This is a genomic window from Pseudomonas syringae pv. tomato str. DC3000, assembly GCF_000007805.1.
In the GTDB taxonomy this organism is placed as follows: Bacteria; Pseudomonadota; Gammaproteobacteria; order Pseudomonadales; family Pseudomonadaceae; genus Aquipseudomonas; species Aquipseudomonas avellanae.
The window spans coordinates 3,029,480-3,047,455 of sequence record NC_004578.1; the positions used below are offsets into that span (position 1 = coordinate 3,029,480).

The 17,976-nt window shown below is 59.4% G+C and carries 12 protein-coding genes; 7 read left to right on the forward strand and 5 right to left on the reverse strand.

The genetic code is table 11. The features are described 5' to 3' along the window. The first annotated feature begins 262 nt into the window (after positions 1-262). The gene (locus PSPTO_RS14120; protein WP_005762569.1) at positions 263-1,363 is read left to right on the forward strand and encodes an ABC transporter substrate-binding protein; all 1,101 of its coding nucleotides are present in this window, start codon (positions 263-265) and stop codon (positions 1,361-1,363) included. A gap of 9 nt (positions 1,364-1,372) precedes the next feature. Here the strand turns inward: PSPTO_RS14120 and metH are convergent, their stop codons facing one another. Further along, a complete protein-coding gene (gene metH / locus PSPTO_RS14125; RefSeq protein WP_011104161.1) occupies positions 1,373-5,092 on the reverse strand; it encodes a methionine synthase in 3,720 nt (1,239 codons plus the stop codon). A gap of 337 nt (positions 5,093-5,429) precedes the next feature. Between metH and PSPTO_RS14130 the strand changes: the two genes are divergently transcribed. The 3 genes from PSPTO_RS14130 to nfuA all read left to right on the forward strand — a co-directional run bounded on the left by PSPTO_RS14130 (position 5,430) and on the right by nfuA (position 9,424). Then, positions 5,430-7,562: a fatty acid cis/trans isomerase gene (locus tag PSPTO_RS14130; RefSeq protein ID WP_161797780.1), complete on the forward strand. Its 2,133-nt coding sequence runs from the start codon at positions 5,430-5,432 to the stop codon at positions 7,560-7,562. A 73-nt stretch (positions 7,563-7,635) separates the two neighbouring features. After that, on the forward strand, positions 7,636-8,760 hold the full coding sequence (locus PSPTO_RS14135) for an acyltransferase family protein (protein ID WP_046463501.1): 1,125 nt from the start codon (positions 7,636-7,638) through the stop codon (positions 8,758-8,760). A 70-nt stretch (positions 8,761-8,830) separates the two neighbouring features. Beyond that, a complete protein-coding gene (gene nfuA / locus PSPTO_RS14140) occupies positions 8,831-9,424 on the forward strand; it encodes a Fe-S biogenesis protein NfuA (protein ID WP_002553665.1) in 594 nt (197 codons plus the stop codon). A 260-nt stretch (positions 9,425-9,684) separates the two neighbouring features. On the opposite strand, the gene PSPTO_RS14145 is transcribed toward nfuA, so the two are convergent. The 4 genes from PSPTO_RS14145 to PSPTO_RS14160 are packed head-to-tail and all read right to left on the reverse strand — an operon-like array spanning position 9,685 to position 15,278. Continuing rightward, positions 9,685-11,634 (reverse strand): acetyl/propionyl/methylcrotonyl-CoA carboxylase subunit alpha, encoded by a 1,950-nt coding sequence (locus tag PSPTO_RS14145; RefSeq protein WP_011104163.1) that lies wholly within the window; start codon positions 11,632-11,634, stop codon positions 9,685-9,687. Beyond that, positions 11,631-12,479, reverse strand: coding sequence for a gamma-carboxygeranoyl-CoA hydratase (locus PSPTO_RS14150; RefSeq protein WP_011104164.1), 849 nt, complete (start codon positions 12,477-12,479; stop codon positions 11,631-11,633). Before PSPTO_RS14150 ends, PSPTO_RS14145 begins: the two co-directional genes overlap by 4 nt. A gap of 14 nt (positions 12,480-12,493) precedes the next feature. Further along, positions 12,494-14,101 (reverse strand): carboxyl transferase domain-containing protein, encoded by a 1,608-nt coding sequence (locus PSPTO_RS14155; protein WP_005762555.1) that lies wholly within the window; start codon positions 14,099-14,101, stop codon positions 12,494-12,496. A gap of 13 nt (positions 14,102-14,114) precedes the next feature. Continuing rightward, positions 14,115-15,278, reverse strand: coding sequence for an isovaleryl-CoA dehydrogenase (locus tag PSPTO_RS14160; RefSeq protein ID WP_044389757.1), 1,164 nt, complete (start codon positions 15,276-15,278; stop codon positions 14,115-14,117). Positions 15,279-15,461: 183 nt separating this feature from the next. Here PSPTO_RS14160 and PSPTO_RS14165 point away from each other — a divergent pair, with 183 nt between their 5' ends. From PSPTO_RS14165 to istB, 3 genes are read left to right on the forward strand one after another with little or no spacing between them, the layout of a single operon-like run. After that, on the forward strand, positions 15,462-15,737 hold the full coding sequence (locus tag PSPTO_RS14165; protein ID WP_159229451.1) for a hypothetical protein: 276 nt from the start codon (positions 15,462-15,464) through the stop codon (positions 15,735-15,737). 43 nt (positions 15,738-15,780) lie between these two features. Continuing rightward, on the forward strand, positions 15,781-16,803 hold the full coding sequence (gene istA, locus PSPTO_RS14170; RefSeq protein WP_002551322.1) for an IS21-like element ISPsy4 family transposase: 1,023 nt from the start codon (positions 15,781-15,783) through the stop codon (positions 16,801-16,803). Continuing rightward, a complete protein-coding gene (gene istB, locus PSPTO_RS14175; protein ID WP_005741073.1) occupies positions 16,800-17,609 on the forward strand; it encodes an IS21-like element ISPsy4 family helper ATPase IstB in 810 nt (269 codons plus the stop codon). The genes istA and istB overlap by 4 nt, the downstream gene beginning before the upstream one ends. The last annotated feature ends 367 nt before the right edge of the window (positions 17,610-17,976 follow it).

Consider the following 17,976-nt stretch of genomic DNA (forward strand, 5'->3'; position numbering starts at 1 on the left):
CGGATCACATTTTCATGTGCAATCACCCATAAGACCGACAAGAGGCGATGCGATGAGCAAGCACCCCAAAGTAGCCAAGCCAGGCCGATCCGTGGACACCTGGGCCATTCTGTTTATTGTGATTCTGGCCGTGGGCGCGGTGATGTTCTGGGCCAGCAGCCGGTAACGGGCTGAATAAACAGGCAGCCAGTCTCCAGAACCTTGCGCTAGCAGCCGATAAATCGCTTGTAGCGATAAATCCCTGTTGTTTCAAGGTTGGACTATGAAGGCGTTTTTTGCTGGCTGGTTGATGGTGGTTGGCTGTGTGTGGGCCGGATCCGCATTCGCCGCCTCTGTGGTATTTCTCAGCCCCGGTACTGAAACCGACGGCTATTGGCAGAGCCATGCCCGGGTGATGCAGACGGCTGCCAATACCACCGGCATGTCGCTGAAAATACTGTATACGGACCGCGATACCCGCAAGTTGCTCGCCTTGGCGCGCGAAACGCTGCAGGGCTACGTGCGTCCGGATTACCTGATGTTCTCCAATGAGCTGAACGTTGCCCCGGAAATCCTGCGCATGTCGACGGGCAGCGGGGTCAAGCTGTTTGCGGTGAACAACACGCTGACGGCGGATCAGATCCGTATTCTGGGTGATCTGCCAACGCGCTACCCGGATTTCATCGGCAGTCTGGTCGGCAACGATGAGGAGGGCGGCTATCTGACGGCTAAGCGACTTATCAGCCTGGTTCTTCCGGTTGCCGAGGGGCAGGTTGTCGACATGCTGGCGTTCTCAGGCACCAACACCACACCGGTTTCCCTGCAGCGTGAAAAAGGCATGTTGCGTGCGCTGTCCGAACACCCTGAGGTGCACCTGCGGCAGATCGCGCTGGGTGGATGGCGTCGGGATCGAGCGGTCGAGCAGGCCCGCGTGCTGTTCAGGCGCTACCCGCAGACGCGCCTGGTGTGGGCGGCCAACGAGCAAATGGCGTTTGGTGCAATGGATGCCCTGCGGGAAAAAGGCGGCAAACCTGGCGAGGACGTGTTGTTCAGCGCCATCAACGGCACGGCTCTGTCGTTGCAGGCACAACTCCATGGCAGCCTGAGCGCAGTGGCTACCGGGCATTTTACCTTGGGTGGGTGGGCGATCATTCTGTTGCATCGCTACGAAACGGCGCAAGAGCAGCCCCGCCAGCAAGTCGGCGCGCGGACCATTGACGTGCTGCACGTGGTCGAGCCACAAGACACACAGCGATTTCTCGACGCGACCCGCGATGAGCGCTACAGGCTTGATACCCAGGCGTTCAACGTGGGTGTTTTTGGCGAAGAGTCGCCGTTTTCGTTGAAAAGCATGTTGCCGCCTGTAGGGCCAGACGGCAAATAGCCATCTGGTTTACTCGTCGTAGCCAAGGTTGGGTGCCAGCCAGCGTTCGGTGACGCTCAGGTCCTGACCCTTGCGTGCTGTGTAGCTTTCGACCTGATCCTTGTCGACCTTGCCGACTGCAAAGTACTGCGCTTGAGGATGAGCGAAATACCAGCCGCTGACTGCCGCCGCCGGGAACATGGCGTAGTGCTCGGTCAGGAACACTCCGCTTTTGCCCGGCGTGTGCTCGGGCGTGCCTTCCGGCAGCGGGTCGAGCAGGGCGAACAGGGTGCCCTTTTCGGTATGGTCAGGGCACGCCGGATAGCCCGGAGCGGGGCGAATGCCCATGTACTGCTCCTTGATCAGCGCCTCGTTGTCCAGCGCTTCGTCTTTCGCGTAACCCCAGTAATCCTTGCGCACCTGTTGGTGCAGCCATTCGGCGCAGGCTTCGGCGAGACGGTCGGCCAAGGCCTTGACCATGATCGAGTTGTAGTCGTCGCCGTTGTCCTGATAAGCCTTGGCCACTTCCTCGGCGCCAATGCCTGCGGTGGTGATGAAACCACCAATGTAGTCGGTCAGGCCGCTGTCCTTGGGCGCAACGAAGTCTGCCAGCGAGAAATTCGGTTTGCCGTCAGGCTTGATGGTCTGCTGGCGCAGGTGATGCAGTTTCGCCAGCGGCTTGCCGTCTTCGCCATAGACCTCCAGATCGTCATCGTTGATCTGGTTGGTCGGCCAGAAGCCGAATACGGCGCGCGCGCTGATCAGTTTTTCATCGATCAGTTTGCGCAACATTTGCTGGGCATCTTCAAACAGTGCAGTGGCAGCTTCGCCAACCACTTCGTCGGTCAGGATGCGCGGGTATTTACCGGCCAGGTCCCAGGAAATGAAGAACGGCGTCCAGTCGATGTAGTCAGCCAGCACGTTCAGGTCGATGTCCTGCAGAACGCGGGTGCCAGTGAAGGTCGGCTTGGCAGGGGTGTAACTTTCCCAGTCGAACTTCGGCTTTTTCGCCACCGCTGCGCCATAGCTCAGGCGCTCGGTGCGTGCACTGCGCGCCGACGTGCGTTCGCGGACTTCGACGTACTCAAGGCGGGTTTTTTCAATGAACGCCGGTTTCAGCTCTTTCGACAGCAACTGGGTCGCGACCCCCACCGCTCGGGAGGCGTCGGTGACGTAGATCACTGCATCGTTGCTGTATTTAGGCTCGATCTTGACCGCCGTGTGCGCCTTGGAGGTGGTCGCGCCGCCGATCATCAGGGGCAGGTGGAAGTCCTGACGCTGCATTTCACGGGCAACATGCACCATTTCGTCCAGTGACGGGGTGATCAGCCCGGACAGGCCGATGATGTCGCACTTCTCGTCGCGGGCGACCTGCAGGATCTTCTCGGCAGGCACCATCACACCCAGATCGACGATGTCATAGCCGTTACAGCCCAACACCACGCCGACGATGTTCTTGCCGATGTCGTGAACGTCGCCCTTGACCGTGGCCATGAGGATCTTGCCCTTGGCTTCGGGCTTGTCGCCTTTTTCCAGTTCGATGAACGGAATAAGGTGCGCGACCGCCTGTTTCATCACCCGTGCAGACTTCACCACCTGCGGCAGAAACATCTTGCCCGCGCCGAACAGGTCACCGACCACGTTCATGCCGGACATCAGCGGGCCTTCGATCACCTCGATAGGCCGGGTGAAGCCCAGGCGCGACTCTTCGGTGTCCTGCACGATGTGGGTAGTGATGCCCTTGACCAGCGCGTGCTCCAGGCGCTGGTTGACCGGCCAGCTGCGCCATTCTTCGGTTTCAGCCTCCTTGACGCTGCCATCGCCCTTGTACTTGTCGGCAATGGCCAGCAACGCCTCGGTGCCTTCGGGATTACGGTTGAGCACCACGTCTTCGACACAGTCGCGCAGCTCGGCCGGGATCTGGTCGTAGATTTCCAGCTGCCCGGCATTGACGATGCCCATGCTCAGGCCATTGCGGATCGCGTGGAGCAGGAACACCGAGTGAATGGCTTCGCGTACCGGGTTGTTGCCGCGGAACGAGAACGACACGTTGGACACGCCGCCCGAGGTCAGGGCGTGCGGCAGTTCATCGCGGATGTAGGCACAGGCGTTGATGAAGTCCACGGCGTAATTGTTGTGCTCTTCGATACCGGTGGCAATGGCGAAGATGTTCGGGTCGAAGATGATGTCTTCCGGCGGGAAGCCCACTTCGTTGACCAGAATGTCGTACGAGCGCTTGCAGATTTCCTTCTTGCGCGCTTCGGTGTCGGCCTGGCCCTGTTCGTCGAAGGCCATCACCACGACTGCCGCACCGTAGCGCTTGCACAGGCGAGCGTGATGAATGAACTGCTCGACGCCTTCCTTCATGCTGATCGAGTTGACGATGCCCTTGCCCTGAATGCACTTGAGACCGGCCTCGATCACTTCCCACTTGGAGGAGTCGATCATGATCGGCACGCGAGAGATATCCGGCTCGCCTGCGATCAGGTTGAGGAAGGTGACCATGGCCTTCTTCGAGTCGAGCATCCCCTCGTCCATGTTGATGTCGATCACCTGGGCACCGGCTTCGACCTGTTGCAGGGCGACCTCCAGCGCTTCGGTGTAGTTGTCTTCACGGATCAGGCGGGCAAAGCGGGCGGAGCCGGTGATGTTGGTGCGCTCGCCGACGTTGACGAACAGCGACTGGCGATCGATGGTGAACGGTTCAAGGCCCGACAGGCGGCAGGCTTTGGGGATGTCTGGAATTTCACGGGGTGCATAACCAGACACTGCCTCGGCGATCGCCTTGATGTGCTCAGGTGTGGTGCCGCAGCAGCCGCCGACAATGTTCAGGAAACCGCTTTGAGCGAATTCTTCGATGATCTTCGCAGTCTGGCTCGGCAGTTCGTCGTACTCGCCGAACGCGTTGGGCAGGCCGGCGTTGGGGTGCGCAGACACATGAGTGTTGGCCTTGTTGGCCAGCTCTTGCAGGTAAGGGCGCAGTTCACTGGCACCCAGGGCGCAGTTCAGGCCGACGGAGACCGGTTTTGCATGGCTGATCGAGTTCCAGAACGCTTCGGTAGTCTGGCCCGACAGGGTGCGGCCGGAGGCGTCGGTGATGGTGCCGGAAATCATGATAGGCAGTTCAAAACCCAACTCTTCGAACACGCCCTGCACGGCGAAAATCGCCGCCTTGGCGTTGAGGGTGTCGAAGATGGTTTCGATCAGAATCAGGTCGGCGCCGCCCTCGATCAGGCCTTTGGTGGCCTCGGTATAGTTCTCCACCAGTTCGTCGAACGTGACGTTGCGATAGCCAGGGTTGTTGACGTCCGGCGACAACGAACAGGTGCGGCTGGTCGGGCCGAGCACGCCAGCAACGAAGCGCGGTTTGTCCGGGGTTTCGAGGGTTTTGGCGTCTGCGACCTTACGGGCCAGACGGGCGCCTTCGACGTTCAGCTCGTAGACGATCGATTCCATGCCGTAGTCGGCCTGGGACACCTGTGTGGCGTTGAAGGTGTTGGTTTCGAGGATGTCGGCACCGGCATCCAGATACGCCTTCTCGATGGCGCCGATCACGTCGGGACGGGTCAGGATCAGCAGGTCGTTGTTGCCCTTGACGTCACTTGGCCAGTCGGCAAAACGTTTGCCCCGATAGTCTTCTTCCTCAAGCCTGTAGCTCTGGATCATGGTGCCCATGCCGCCATCGAGAATCAGGATTCTCTGTTTCAGAGCAGTGATAAAGGCTTGATGGCGGGCGCTGCGGTCAGACATGGGGGCTACCTTGAGAAGGTCGATGCTTTAAAGGTGGCGATGATAGCAAACCGGAACGCTTTTGGTGGTGCTGTGCCTTTTGCATGAAAATCATTCATGTTGAGGTTGGCTGTGCGCTTGTAGAATTATGCCATTTTAATATCAGAGCCTTCGGGATATGCCGCTCCGTTTGTTGGCAAGCGTCGCCTTACTGTTTATCTGCTGTGCTACCCAGGCCCAGAACCTCACATCGCCCGCTACATCAGCGCCACCGGCTATTTCCTATGTTCAGGACATTCAGCCAATCCTTACCGAGAAGTGCGTTGCCTGCCACGCCTGCAATGACGCGCCGTGCCAACTGAATCTGGGCAGCGGGGAAGGGCTGAGCCGTGGCGCGAGCAAGATTCCTGTTTATCAAGGGGAGCGTAGCGAAGCGGTTGCGCCCACCCGGCTGTTTTACGATGCGCGCAACACTGATGCATGGCGCGGTAAAGGCTTCTATTCGGTACTGGAAGCCCAGGGCGGTCAGGCGGCTTTGATGGCGCGCATGCTCGATCTGGGGCGCAGCGCGCCGTTGCCGGCCAACAGCAAAATCCCCGATGAGATCGCGCTGGGCCTCAATCGCGAGAACGTCTGCCCGATGCCCGGCGAATTCAATGCCTATGCTGCGGCCCACACGCAGCAAGGCATGCCGCTGGCAGTCGCCGGTCTGACCGACGCTGAATACCAGACACTGCAGCGCTGGCTGGCCGCTGGTGCCCCGGTCGAACAACAGTCGATCACCCCGAGCGTCAGTGAGACCGCGCAAATCAACGCCTGGGAGGCGCTGCTCAACCAGCCGGGTGCCAGGCAGGCGCTGGTTGGCCGCTGGCTGTTCGAGCATTTGTTTCTGGCACACATCTATTTCGAGGGCGGCGAGACGCAGCACTTTTTCCAATGGGTACGCTCGCGAACCCCAAGTGGTCAGCCGGTGGACCTGATCGCCACCCGGCGCCCCGATGACGACCCAGGCAGCGACTTCTATTACCGCCTGGTGCCTGTGCAAGGCGTGATCGTTCACAAGACCCACATCACCTTTGCCATGAGCCCGCAGAAACTCGACCGGGTCCGCCACTTGTTCTATGGCACCGACTGGACAGTCAACGCGCTGCCCGGTTACGGTCCGGGCCACCGTGCCAATCCGTTTCTGACCTTTGAAGCGATTCCGGCCGTCGCGCGTTACCAGTTCATGCTCGATAACGCCGAGTATTTTGTGCGTACGTTTATCCGCGGGCCGGTCTGTCGCGGGCAGATTGCGACTGATGTGATTCGTGACCAGTTCTGGGTACTGTTTCAGGACCCCGCGCACGATCATTACATCACCGATGCCGCTTATCGGGGGCACGCCATGCCTTTGCTGGCCATGCCGGGGCAGAACGACGACGTCGGCAGTGTGCTCAGCCTGTGGTTGTCCTATCGGGACCGGCGTAACCAGTACGAGGACCTGCGCCGCGACAGCTACGCGAAAATGCCTGCGCCGGGCTGGAGTACGCTATGGACTGGTAACGATAATGCCTTGCTGACCGTTTTCCGCCATTTCGACAGTGCTTCGGTGAATAAAGGCCTGATTGGTGATGTGCCGCATTCCATGTGGTTGTTCGACTTTCCCCTGCTTGAGCGCACCTATTACCAGTTGGCGGTGAATTTCGATGTGTACGGCAATGTTTCGCATCAGGCACAGACACGTCTGTATTTCGACCTGATCCGCAACGGCGCAGAGATCAACTTCCTGCGCCTGATGCCTGCCGATCAGCGCGACGGCATGCTCGGCGACCTTTATCAGGATGGCGGCAAATTCAAGATGTGGCTCGATTATCAGAGCATCGACGACGATACGCCGACCGGCATCAAACTCGACGCAAAGGCCCCGCAGCGTGACTTCGCATTCAAGCTGATCGAGCGCTCCGGCAGCCTGAACGCCGCGCCGGACCCGATCAATCGCTGCGCAGGTGCTTATTGCTCGCGGGCCAGTCTGGACAGCACGTTCGCCCAGGCAGAGCAGGCGCTGAGCCGCTTGACGTCGCGTCCGGCAGCGGGCCTGAAAGTCATCGATCAACTGCCGGAAGCGAGCATGCTGCGCATCCAGGGCAGCGACGGCAAGCGGCTGATGTACAGCATGCTGCGCAACCGCGCACACAGTAACGTCGCGTTTCTGCTGGGTGAGTCATACCGCTATATACCGGGGCTGGACACCCTGACCATTTATCCCGGCGTACTGAGCAGCTACCCGAACTTCATCTTCAACATTCCGGCTGCACAAGTGCCTGCCTTTGTCGACGCCATGCAGCAGAGCAAGGACCAGGCGAGTTTTGAACAGATCGTCCAGCGTTGGGGCATTCGTCGGACCCACCCACTGTTCTGGACCTATTTCCACGACCTGAATCACTATCTTCAGGAAACCGAACCGCGTGAAGCGGCGGTGCTTGACATGAATCGCTACGAGAACCTCTAAACAGGCGTCGTCGCGCCGTAATCCATACGGAACATGGCCTGCGGCCATCGCCAGTTCCTGAACGAAACGCATCTTGCGCGACCTTTTTTTCAAAACAGTGGTCGGAAATGGTGCGCGTCATGGGCCGGTTGCAGACCGGCGCGTGATTGAAAGTCAGGCGGTAGAGGTTTTTGTGATGTTGATTTCAGTTCAGGCGCTACGGGCATTCGCGGCGTGGGTCGTGGTATGCCATCACTTCATGCAGATTTTTTTTGACTTCAAGGCCGGTGGACCAATTGGCGAGCTTTTTGTGTCCAAGGGTGCGGTCGGCGTCGATATCTTCTTCGTCATCAGCGGTCTGGTGATTTTCCTTTCCACCCAGAACAGCGACATTCCACCCCGGCGTTTCATCCTGCATCGTCTGATTCGCATCGTTCCGGCCTACTGGCTGTATACCGCCGCCATGGCCTTGCTGTTGCTGATCGCCGCGCCCATGCTGCCGCATCAGGTGATTGGCTGGCAGAATTTCCTTTTGTCGCTGGTTTTCATCCCTTCGGAAAACCCCGGCGGCTATGGCCTGTACCCTACGCTGAACGTCGGCTGGACGCTCAACTACGAAATGTTTTTCTACCTGCTGTTCTCCATGGTCTTTTTGTTTGAACAGCGTCATCGACCGCTGATCATTGCGGCGGCGCTGTTTGCGGTCAGTGAAGTGCTGGCCAAAGCAGGGCTGATCAGCCGGTTCTACGGCAATGACATTGTTTACGAGTTTCTGCTGGGCATCGGTATCGGCATCCTCTATCGCCGTGGCTGGATCAGGCAGGCAGTGTGGCTGCCGCTGGCAGGCATCGCGGTGGGGCTGTATGCCATTAATCACCTGACCAATGAGCAGCGTCTGCTGAATTGGGGCCTGCCGAGCGCCTTGATTGTGCTGTCGTGTATTTCTCTGGAACCGTTTTTCAAAGGCAGCCGTCTGCTCAAAGTGCTGGGTGACTGCTCGTATTCGGTGTACCTGCTGCATGTGCTGGTGCTGTACGGCGGATTGTTGATGGCGCAACGCTATGGCTTGAGCCCTTACGTGGTATTCGCGTTCTGCGTGCCGATCATCGCCATAGGTGCATGGGTGAGTTACGAGTGGATCGAGAAGGGCCTGTACCGGCGCATGAAGGGCTGGCTGGACGGTCGCCGGGCAGTCAGTCAGGCGCAGGCATTAACCTGACAAAAACACTAGGACTTTGTATGGCGCGGCTGATTGGCGTAAACTGCCCGCACGTCTGCGAGGAATTTTCATGACCGCTATCACTATTACCGATGCCGCCCACGATTATCTGGCCGATCTGCTGGAAAAGCAGAATACCCCAGGCATCGGCATCCGCGTGTTTATCACCCAGCCCGGCACCCAGTACGCTGAAACCTGCATTGCCTACTGCAAGCCGGGCGAAGAAAAGCCGGAAGACAAGGCCATCGGCCTGAAGAGCTTCACCGCCTGGATCGATGGTTTCAGCGAAGCCTTTCTGGATGATGCCGTTGTCGATTACGCCACCGACCGTATGGGCGGCCAGTTGACCATCAAGGCCCCGAACGCCAAGGTGCCAATGGTCAATGCCGACAGCCCGATCAACGAGCGCATCAATTATTACCTGCAAACCGAGATCAACCCTGGGCTCGCCAGCCACGGCGGCCAGGTCACACTGATCGACGTGGTCGAGGAAGAGGCGAAAAACATCGCTGTCCTGCAATTCGGTGGCGGTTGCCAGGGTTGCGGCCAGGCGGATGTCACGCTGAAGGAAGGCATTGAGCGCACGCTGCTCGAGCGTATTCCAGAGCTGTCGGGCGTTCGCGATGTTACCGACCACACGCAGAAAGAAAACGCTTACTACTAATAAGCGTCGATGCTACCGCGCTAAGCGTCATATACCCGTCTGCTTCTGATTCTGGCCAAAGGCCGTGGGAGCTGACCGGGCGACGCTTCGCTTGCCCACGATCTCTTGACTTTCGTAGGAGCGGACTTGTCCGCGAACTGCCGGGAACCGGCAGCAAAACCGGTGCGCACGGTACACCAGGTGCAACCGAGGTAGCAGGTTTCCAAGGCGTTTCGCAGCCAAACATCCAGCCAGGGCGCTAATCTGCGCAGACAGATTACTCAACCCATCTCCACCAGCACCGCCCCCTCATTGACCATCTCGCCCTCACGGCAATAAAGCGCGTTGATGACCCCGGCATTGGCTGCGCGGATGCTGTGTTCCATTTTCATCGCTTCCAGCACCACCAGTTGCGCCCCGGCCTCAACCGTCTGGCCCACCTCGACCAGCACACGCACGATGCTGCCGTTCATGGGCGCAGTCAGGCCGCCGTGCTGGCCTTGAGCAGCGTCGGTGTGGCTGAGCGGATCGACTTTACTGACGGTGTAAAGGACGCCCTGCCATTTGAGATACAGCGTATCGCCACGACGGACTGCCAGGTTTTTCTGGCGCACGCCGTCGTGCTCGCTGTGCAGATGCTCGCCATCCAGTCGCAATAGCCGGGCATCGTTATCCAGCAAGCGAACCGCCCGGCTTTGGCCGTCGCAGCTCAGTTGCAGGTCCGTTTCGGCAGGCATGCCGGCGCGAAAGCCGCTCATCGCGGCCCACGGCGAGTACGGGGCTGCCTGATCAAGACGTGCCGGCTCGCTCTGCCTGAACGCTTCGCCAGCGGCTTGCCAGAACGTCTCGTCGGGTTCACGGGTTTGCGGCAGCAACTGATTCTGATGGCGGGGGATAAAGCCGGTATCCAGTTGCGCAGCGGCAAACGCCGGATGGGCGATGATGCGGCGCAGAAACGCCAGGTTGGTTTTGACACCGCCCACGGCGAACTCGTCGAGCATGCCGAGCAGGCGCAGGCGTGCTTCTTCACGGTTTTCGCCCCAGGCAATCAGCTTGCCGAGCATGGGGTCGTAAAATGGCGAAATGCTGTCGCCTTCGGCCACGCCGCTGTCCACACGCCTGCCAAGGCCGCTGGCAGGTTCTCTATAGAGCTGCAGCGTGCCGGTTGCGGGCAGAAAATCGTTGGCCGGGTCTTCGGCATACAGCCTGACTTCCATCGCATGGCCGATCAGCTGGACCTGCTCCTGGGTGATAGGCAGCGATTCGCCTCGGGCCACACGGATCTGCCATTCCACCAGATCAAGCCCTGTGATGTATTCAGTCACCGGGTGTTCGACTTGCAGGCGGGTGTTCATCTCCATGAAGAAGAACTCGCCGCGTGCGTCCAGCAAAAACTCCACCGTACCCGCGCCCACGTAGCCAATGGCCTGCGCGGCTTTGACCGCCGCTTCACCCATCGCTTTGCGCAGCTCAGGCGTCAGGCCCGGCGCTGGCGCTTCCTCGACGACTTTCTGGTGGCGGCGCTGAATGGAACAGTCGCGCTCATTGAGGTACAGGCAATGACCCTGCTGATCAGCAAACACCTGAATCTCGACGTGACGCGGGCTGAGGACGTACTTCTCCACCAGCATCCGCGCATCGCCAAACGAGGAAAGCGCCTCACGTTGAGCCGAGGCCAGCGCTTCGGCCATTTCGCTGGCCTGCTCGACCACTTTCATGCCTTTGCCGCCGCCGCCCGCCGTGGCTTTCAACAGCACGGGGTAGCCGATGCGCTCGGCAGCCGCATGGAATGTGTCGATGTCCTGCGCAGCACCGTGATAGCCCGGTACCAACGGCACGCCAGCCTGTTCCATCAGCGATTTGGCAGCGGACTTACTGCCCATTGCGTCGATGGCCGAGGCGGGCGGGCCGAGGAAAACCAGCCCGGCAGCTTCGATAGCGCGGGCAAAATCAGCGTTTTCAGACAAAAAACCGTAACCGGGATGGATCGCCTGTGCGCCGCTGGCCTTGGCTGCTTTGATGAGCTTGTCGATCACCAGGTAGCTTTCAGCCGCCTTGCTGCCGCCAAGGTCGACGCAGATATCGGCCTCGCGACTGTGGCGAGCGTCGCGGTCAATAGCGCTGTGTACGGCAACCGTGGTCAGGCCCATCTTTTTTGCGGTGCGCATGATGCGGCAGGCAATTTCCCCGCGGTTGGCGATCAGCAGTGTGGTCAGTTCAGGCGTGTTCATCGTTGCGAGTCCTTTTGTCGGTCTTCCAGAGCCGCAGGCTCGTCATCGCGTTGCTGCCAACCGGGTGTACGTTTTTGCAGAAAGGCGCGCAAACCTTCCTGCCCCTCGGCACTGGTGCGGATGCGCGCAATGGCGCTTTCACAGTAGCGGCGCAGTGCAGGCGTGAGTTCGCCACTGCCGACTTCGCGCAGCAGTTCCTTGCTGATACGCATGGCCTGAGGGCTGTTGAGCAGCAGGTTGTCTATCCAGCCAAGCGTTTGATGTTCAAGGTCGGCGACGGGGTAACATTCGGCGATCAGGCCGATATGTCGGGCTTGCCGCCCATCGAAGCGCTCGGCGGTCAGGGCGTAACGGCGCGTCGCACGTTCGCCGATGGCCTGCACCACGAACGGGCTGATAACCGCCGGTGCCAGACCAATGCGCACCTCCGACAGGCAGAACTGAGCGTCTTCGGCGGCGATGGCCATGTCGCAGCAACTGATCAGCCCCAGTGCACCGCCGAACGCCGCACCTTGCACCACCGCCAGGGTCGGAATTTTCAGTCTGGCAAGGTTGTACATCAGCTCGGCCAGCTCGCGTGCATCGTCCAGGTTGGTGTTGTAGTCCAGGTCCGCCGCCTGCTGCATCCAGGCAAGATCGGCACCGGCACTGAAATGCCGGCCACGGCCGCGGATCAGCAAGAAGCGCAGGCCTGCATTGCCTTGCACCTGATCCAGCGCCAGGATCAGCTCGCGGATCATCTGCGCGTTGAAGGCGTTGTTCTTGTCCGCGCGATTCAGCCACAACGTGGCGAAACCGCGTGGGTCGTGAAGCAGTTCTATGGTCGCGAATGAAGTCGAAGTCATGGTCGTTTCCCGGCTCACATTCGGAACAGCCCGAAGGTGGTAGGTTCGATGGGCGCATTGAGCGAGGCGCAGAGGGCCAGGGCGAGAATCTCGCGGGTCTGTGCCGGGTCGATGACCCCGTCGTCCCACAGGCGCGCACTGGAATAGTAAGGGTGGCCCTGATGCTCATACTGATCGAGGATCGGTTGTTTCAGCTCCGCCTGCTGCTGCGCGCTGAACGCCTGACCGGCACGTTCGGCCTGCTCGCATTTGACCTGCACCAGCACACCGGCGGCCTGTTCGCCGCCCATTACGCCAATCCGGGCATTGGGCCACATCCACAGAAAGCGCGGATCGTAAGCGCGACCGCACATGCCGTAGTTACCGGCTCCGAAACTGCCGCCGATGATCACCGTGAATTTCGGCACCTTCGCGCAGGCCACGGCGGTGACCAGTTTGGCGCCGTGTTTGGCGATACCGCCAGCTTCGTACTTCTGGCCGACCATGAAACCGGTGATGTTCTGCAGAAACAGCAGGGGAATGCCCCGTTGGCAGGCCAGCTCGATGAAGTGCGCGCCTTTTTGCGCAGCCTCGGCGAACAGAATGCCGTTGTTGGCCAGAATCGCGATCGGGTAGCCATGCAGGCGCGCGAAACCGCAGACCAGTGTGGTGCCGAACAGCGCCTTGAACTCATCGAGCGTCGAGCCATCCACCAGCCGGGCGATCACTTCCCGCACATCGAATGGCTGCTTGGTATCCGCCGGGATAATGCCGTACAGCTCTTCGCCGGCGTACAGCGGCGCAATGGGCGCGATTGCGTTCAGTTGGCCCTGCTTGCGCCAGTTCAGGTTGGCGATACTGCGCCTGGCCAGCCCCAGCGCATGTTCATCGCTGTCGGCGTAATGATCGGCCACCCCGGATGTTCTGCAATGCACATCGGCACCGCCCAAGTCTTCAGCGCTGACCACTTCACCGGTGGCTGCCTTGACCAGCGGCGGGCCAGCGAGAAAAATCGTGGCTTGCTGGCGCACCATGATTGCTTCGTCGGCCATTGCTGGTACGTAAGCTCCGCCTGCGGTGCACGAGCCCATTACCACGGCAATCTGTGGAATGCCCTGGGCACTCATGTTCGCCTGATTGAAGAAAATCCGCCCGAAGTGTTCGCGGTCAGGAAACACCTCGTCCTGACGGGGCAGGTTGGCACCGCCGGAATCCACCAGATAGATGCACGGCAGGCGGTTCTGCTGGGCGATGGTCTGCGCCCGCAGGTGCTTTTTCACCGTCAACGGGTAGTACGAGCCGCCTTTGACCGTCGCGTCATTGGCAATGATCATGCATTCGACGCCTTCGACACGACCAATGCCGGCGATCACTCCGGCAGCCGGAACGTCTTCGCCATACACCTCGTGGGCAGCCAGTTGGCCGATCTCCAGAAATGGCGAGCCGCTGTCGAGCAAGCGGTTGATACGCTCGCGCGGCAGCAGTTTGCCGCGTGAGGTGTGACGTTCCTGAGCCTTGGCTCCGCCGCCCTGGCGGACTTTACCCAGCAGGCTGCGCAGTTCCTCGACTTGCTTGAGAAGTGCGTCGTGATTAAGGGCAAACTCCGTAGAGCGGACGTTGATTCGGGTGTGCAGAATGGCCATGGGAGCTCCGTAATCAACGGGTTTCGTTGAACAGTTCACGACCGATGAGCATGCGTCGGATCTCGCTGGTGCCGGCGCCGATCTCGTAGAGCTTGGCGTCGCGCAGCAGTCGCCCGGCCGGAAACTCGTTGATGTAACCATTGCCGCCGAGAATCTGGATGGCGTCCAGTGCCATCTGGGTGGCGCGCTCTGCGCTGTAGAGAATCACCCCGGCGGCGTCCTTGCGCGTGGTCTCGCCACGATCACAGGCCTGGGCCACGGCATACAAGTACGCCCGGCTGGCGTTGAGGTGGGTGTACATGTCGGCAATCTTGCCCTGAATCAGCTGGAATTCGCCGATGCTCTGGCCGAATTGCTTGCGGTCGTGAATGTAGGGGACCACCACGTCCATGCAGGCCTGCATGATCCCGGTCGGCCCGCCAGAAAGCACGACGCGTTCATAATCCAGGCCGCTCATCAGCACTCTGACGCCGCCGTCGAGTGCGCCCAGCAGGTTTTCCTCAGGCACTTGGACATCGTCGAAAAACAGCTCGCAGGTGTTGGAGCCGCGCATGCCGAGCTTGTCGAACTTGCTGCCGCGAGAAAAGCCTTTCCAGTCGCGCTCGACGATGAACGCGCTGATGCCATGTGCGGCCTTTTCCAGATCAGTCTTGGCGTAGATCACGTAGGTGTCGGCATCCGGCCCGTTGGTGATCCAGGTCTTGCTGCCATTGAGCACATAGCGATCGCCACGCTTGTCGGCGCGCAGCTTCATCGACACCACGTCCGAGCCGGCATTGGGTTCGCTCATGGCCAGTGCGCCGACGTGCTCGCCGCTGATCAGTTTCGGTAAATAGCGGGCTTTCTGCGCCGGATTGCCGTTGCGGTTGATCTGGTTGACGCAGAGGTTCGAGTGCGCGCCATAGGACAATGCCACCGAGGCCGAGCCACGGCTGATTTCTTCCATGGCTACAACATGCGCCAAATACCCCAGGCCCGCGCCGCCGTACTCTTCGCTGACGGTAATGCCCAGCACGCCCATCTCGCCGAACTTGCGCCACATGTCGGCAGGAAACAGGTTGTCCTTGTCGATCTGGGCGGCGCGCGGGGAAATTTCTGCGGCAACAAAAGACTGCAACTGGTCGCGCAGCATGTCGATGGTTTCGCCCAGGGCGAAGTTCAGGCTGGGGTAACTCATGGGTAGCGTTCCTGTTTTATTCTTGGAGATGGTTCTGTGCGGATTGGCTATGACCTTTACGTTAACGTAAACCTGCACGTGTGTGCTGTCAATCAGGCGCGTTTGCGCAGGGGCGGGGGAAGTTGAGGAGGCAAAAGCAAACGTCGGAAAGCACGAAGGGGAGCCTGGGCTCCCCTTCAAGGTATGTCTCTATGCTCTTTTTTGTTTTTCGGGAGGCCTGTTGTTGTTTTTGGCGACCTGACCCTTCACATCTTTTTTGAGCGGTCCAGAGGCTGGACCAAGAGCAAACGTATTTTTTTGAGCGCTGATGTCACTTTCATCGTGCTTTCTATCGCAACGATTCAACCAGTTCCGGAGCTGCCTCAGGGCAGTTTTATTGTTCTCTGTCTGGCTGCAAACGACTTGCAGGGCAAGTGGTGTCACCGCCACTGTAAAAATGACCCCCTAACGCCAACCTAGAATTGACCCCCCTGGGTAAAACTGGCGGCTTTGAGCTGCCAATATGTTGACCCAGGAGCAGTCTGTGGAAATTAAAGTGTTGGCCCGTCAGGGCCATGGCATCAAATTCATCGCCCGTGAGCTGGGTATTTCGCGTAACACCGTGCGCAAGTACCTGCGAAAGGCCCGGTCGCTACCCAGTGACAAGGTGAGACCCGCACGTCCGTGCAAAATCGACCCCTTCAAGGACTACCTGCACGAGCGTATTGAGGCGGCGCGCCCACACTGGATTCCGGCGACCGTCCTGCTGCGTGAGATCACGGCATTGGGGTACAGCGGCGGCGTCAGTCGTCTGAAGGCTTATATTCGCCCCTTCAAACGTAAGGCAGAAGAGCCGGTGGTACGTTTCGAGACACTGCCCGGCAAGCAGATACAGGTGGACTTCACCACCATTCGACGAGGCCGTCAGCCGCTTAAGGCGTTCGTGGCGACACTTGGTTTTAGTCGAGCAAGCTTTGTCCGTTTCTCCGAGCGAGAGGACAGCGAAGCCTGGCTGACAGGGCTTCGGGAGGCGTTCGCTTACTTTGGCGGCGTGCCCGAGCAGGCATTGTTTGATAACGCCGGAACCATCATCACCGAGCGAGATGCTTTTGGGGAGGGCCAGCACCGTTGGCATCCCCGATTGGCTGCGCTGGCCGATGAGTTTGGTTTTATTCCCAAGGTCTGCCGCCCTTACCGTGCCCAGACCAAGGGCAAGGTTGAGCGCTTCAACGGGTATCTGAAGGGCAGTTTCATTACCCCGTTGGCCGCTACGCTCAAGAGTGCGGGTCTGACGCTGGATGTGGTGACGGCCAACGCACATATCGGCCAATGGCTCGACGAAGTCGCTCATCAGCGGATTCACGGCACGACGGGTGTTCAACCGGCGGTACGTCTGGCCCAAGAGCAGCAGGTACTATTACCACTGCCAACACAGAGCCTGCGCCCACAACCCGCCCAAGGCCTACGCCTGGGACGGGTCCTGCCGTACGAGAGCTTGCAGCATCCGCTGTCGGTTTATGAGCAACTGCTGGAGGTGAGAGCATGAACCTTCAACATGCTCGCCTGACAGAACTATGCAAGGGGCTAAAGCTTGAGCGCGTCGGGGTGGACTGGCCGCACCTGGCCCAACAAGCAGCAAGCGGCGAAGACAGCTTTGCCGACTTCCTCGAAAAGCTGCTGGCTGCCGAGACCGATGCCCGAAGTGAACGCTCTCGACAGGCCCTGCTGAAAACTGCCGCGCTGCCCGCTGTGAAAACGCTGGAGCAATACGACTTCGCGTTTGCCACCGGCGTCCCCCGGGCACAGCTCCAGGAGCTGGCAGCACTGAGTTTTGTTGGACGTGCCGAGAACATCGTGTTCCTGGGGCCTAGTGGTGTAGGCAAGAGCCACCTGGCTATCGCCCTGGCCTACCGGGCAGTGATGGCCGGTATCAAAACCCGCTTCGTCACGGCGGCTGACTTGATGCTGCAACTGACCGCTGCGCACCGCCAGGAACGGCTCAAGGAATACTTCAGTCGTGTGGTGATGGCCCCTGGGTTGTTGGTCATCGATGAAATCGGCTACCTGCCGTTTGGTCGTGATGAAGCCAACCTGTTCTTCAATGTTGTCGCCAAGCGCTACGAGCAAGGCAGCCTGATCCTCACGAGTAACTTGCCGTTTACCCAGTGGGCCGGAACCTTTGCGGATGATCAAACACTGACAGCGGCCATGCTGGACAGGCTGTTACATCATGCCCATATCGTGCAGATGACAGGTGAAAGCTATCGACTCAAGGACAAGCGCAAAGCAGGAACCAAATCTTCTCGGGCCGAACCGGCTCGAAAATATGAACCCGAGGGGGGTCAAAACTAAGTTGGCGATTTAGCACGGAAGGGGGTCACTTTTTAGTTGGCGTTGACAAAGTGGTTCAGAAAAGCTATCCACTTCAAAAAAATCTGTTAGCTACGTCTCTGTCCGTGTTGTTCTTGTTATGTCAGAGCCGGTACGTATTGTTTTTATTGGTGTGCTGCGTGCTTTTATTATTGTTGTGCAAGAGATATAGCAGGACCCGTGCCAGTTTTTCAGAACGCCTGCAAACACGAGGTTTTCCGGGTTTTTTCTGGCACCGAACCGTCTGGTTTCGGCGTCGATTGTTTCCGTGTTACCCGCTTGCCTCAACAACCTGCGGGGGAGAGTAACACTCTGTGACAAGTTGTCGCACCCTGTTACCGACCGGTGA

Coding starts and splice junctions, on each gene's coding strand:
- PSPTO_RS14120 (WP_005762569.1), top strand. CDS start 263: ATGAAGGCGTTTTTTGCTGGCTGGTTGATGGTGGTTGGCTGTGTGTGG.
- metH (WP_011104161.1), bottom strand. CDS start 5,092: ATGTCTGACCGCAGCGCCCGCCATCAAGCCTTTATCACTGCTCTGAAA.
- nfuA (WP_002553665.1), top strand. CDS start 8,831: ATGACCGCTATCACTATTACCGATGCCGCCCACGATTATCTGGCCGAT.
- PSPTO_RS14145 (WP_011104163.1), bottom strand. CDS start 11,634: ATGAACACGCCTGAACTGACCACACTGCTGATCGCCAACCGCGGGGAA.
- PSPTO_RS14150 (WP_011104164.1), bottom strand. CDS start 12,479: ATGACTTCGACTTCATTCGCGACCATAGAACTGCTTCACGACCCACGC.
- PSPTO_RS14155 (WP_005762555.1), bottom strand. CDS start 14,101: ATGGCCATTCTGCACACCCGAATCAACGTCCGCTCTACGGAGTTTGCC.
- PSPTO_RS14160 (WP_044389757.1), bottom strand. CDS start 15,278: ATGAGTTACCCCAGCCTGAACTTCGCCCTGGGCGAAACCATCGACATG.
- PSPTO_RS14165 (WP_159229451.1), top strand. CDS start 15,462: ATGTCTCTATGCTCTTTTTTGTTTTTCGGGAGGCCTGTTGTTGTTTTT.
- istA (WP_002551322.1), top strand. CDS start 15,781: ATGTTGACCCAGGAGCAGTCTGTGGAAATTAAAGTGTTGGCCCGTCAG.
- istB (WP_005741073.1), top strand. CDS start 16,800: ATGAACCTTCAACATGCTCGCCTGACAGAACTATGCAAGGGGCTAAAG.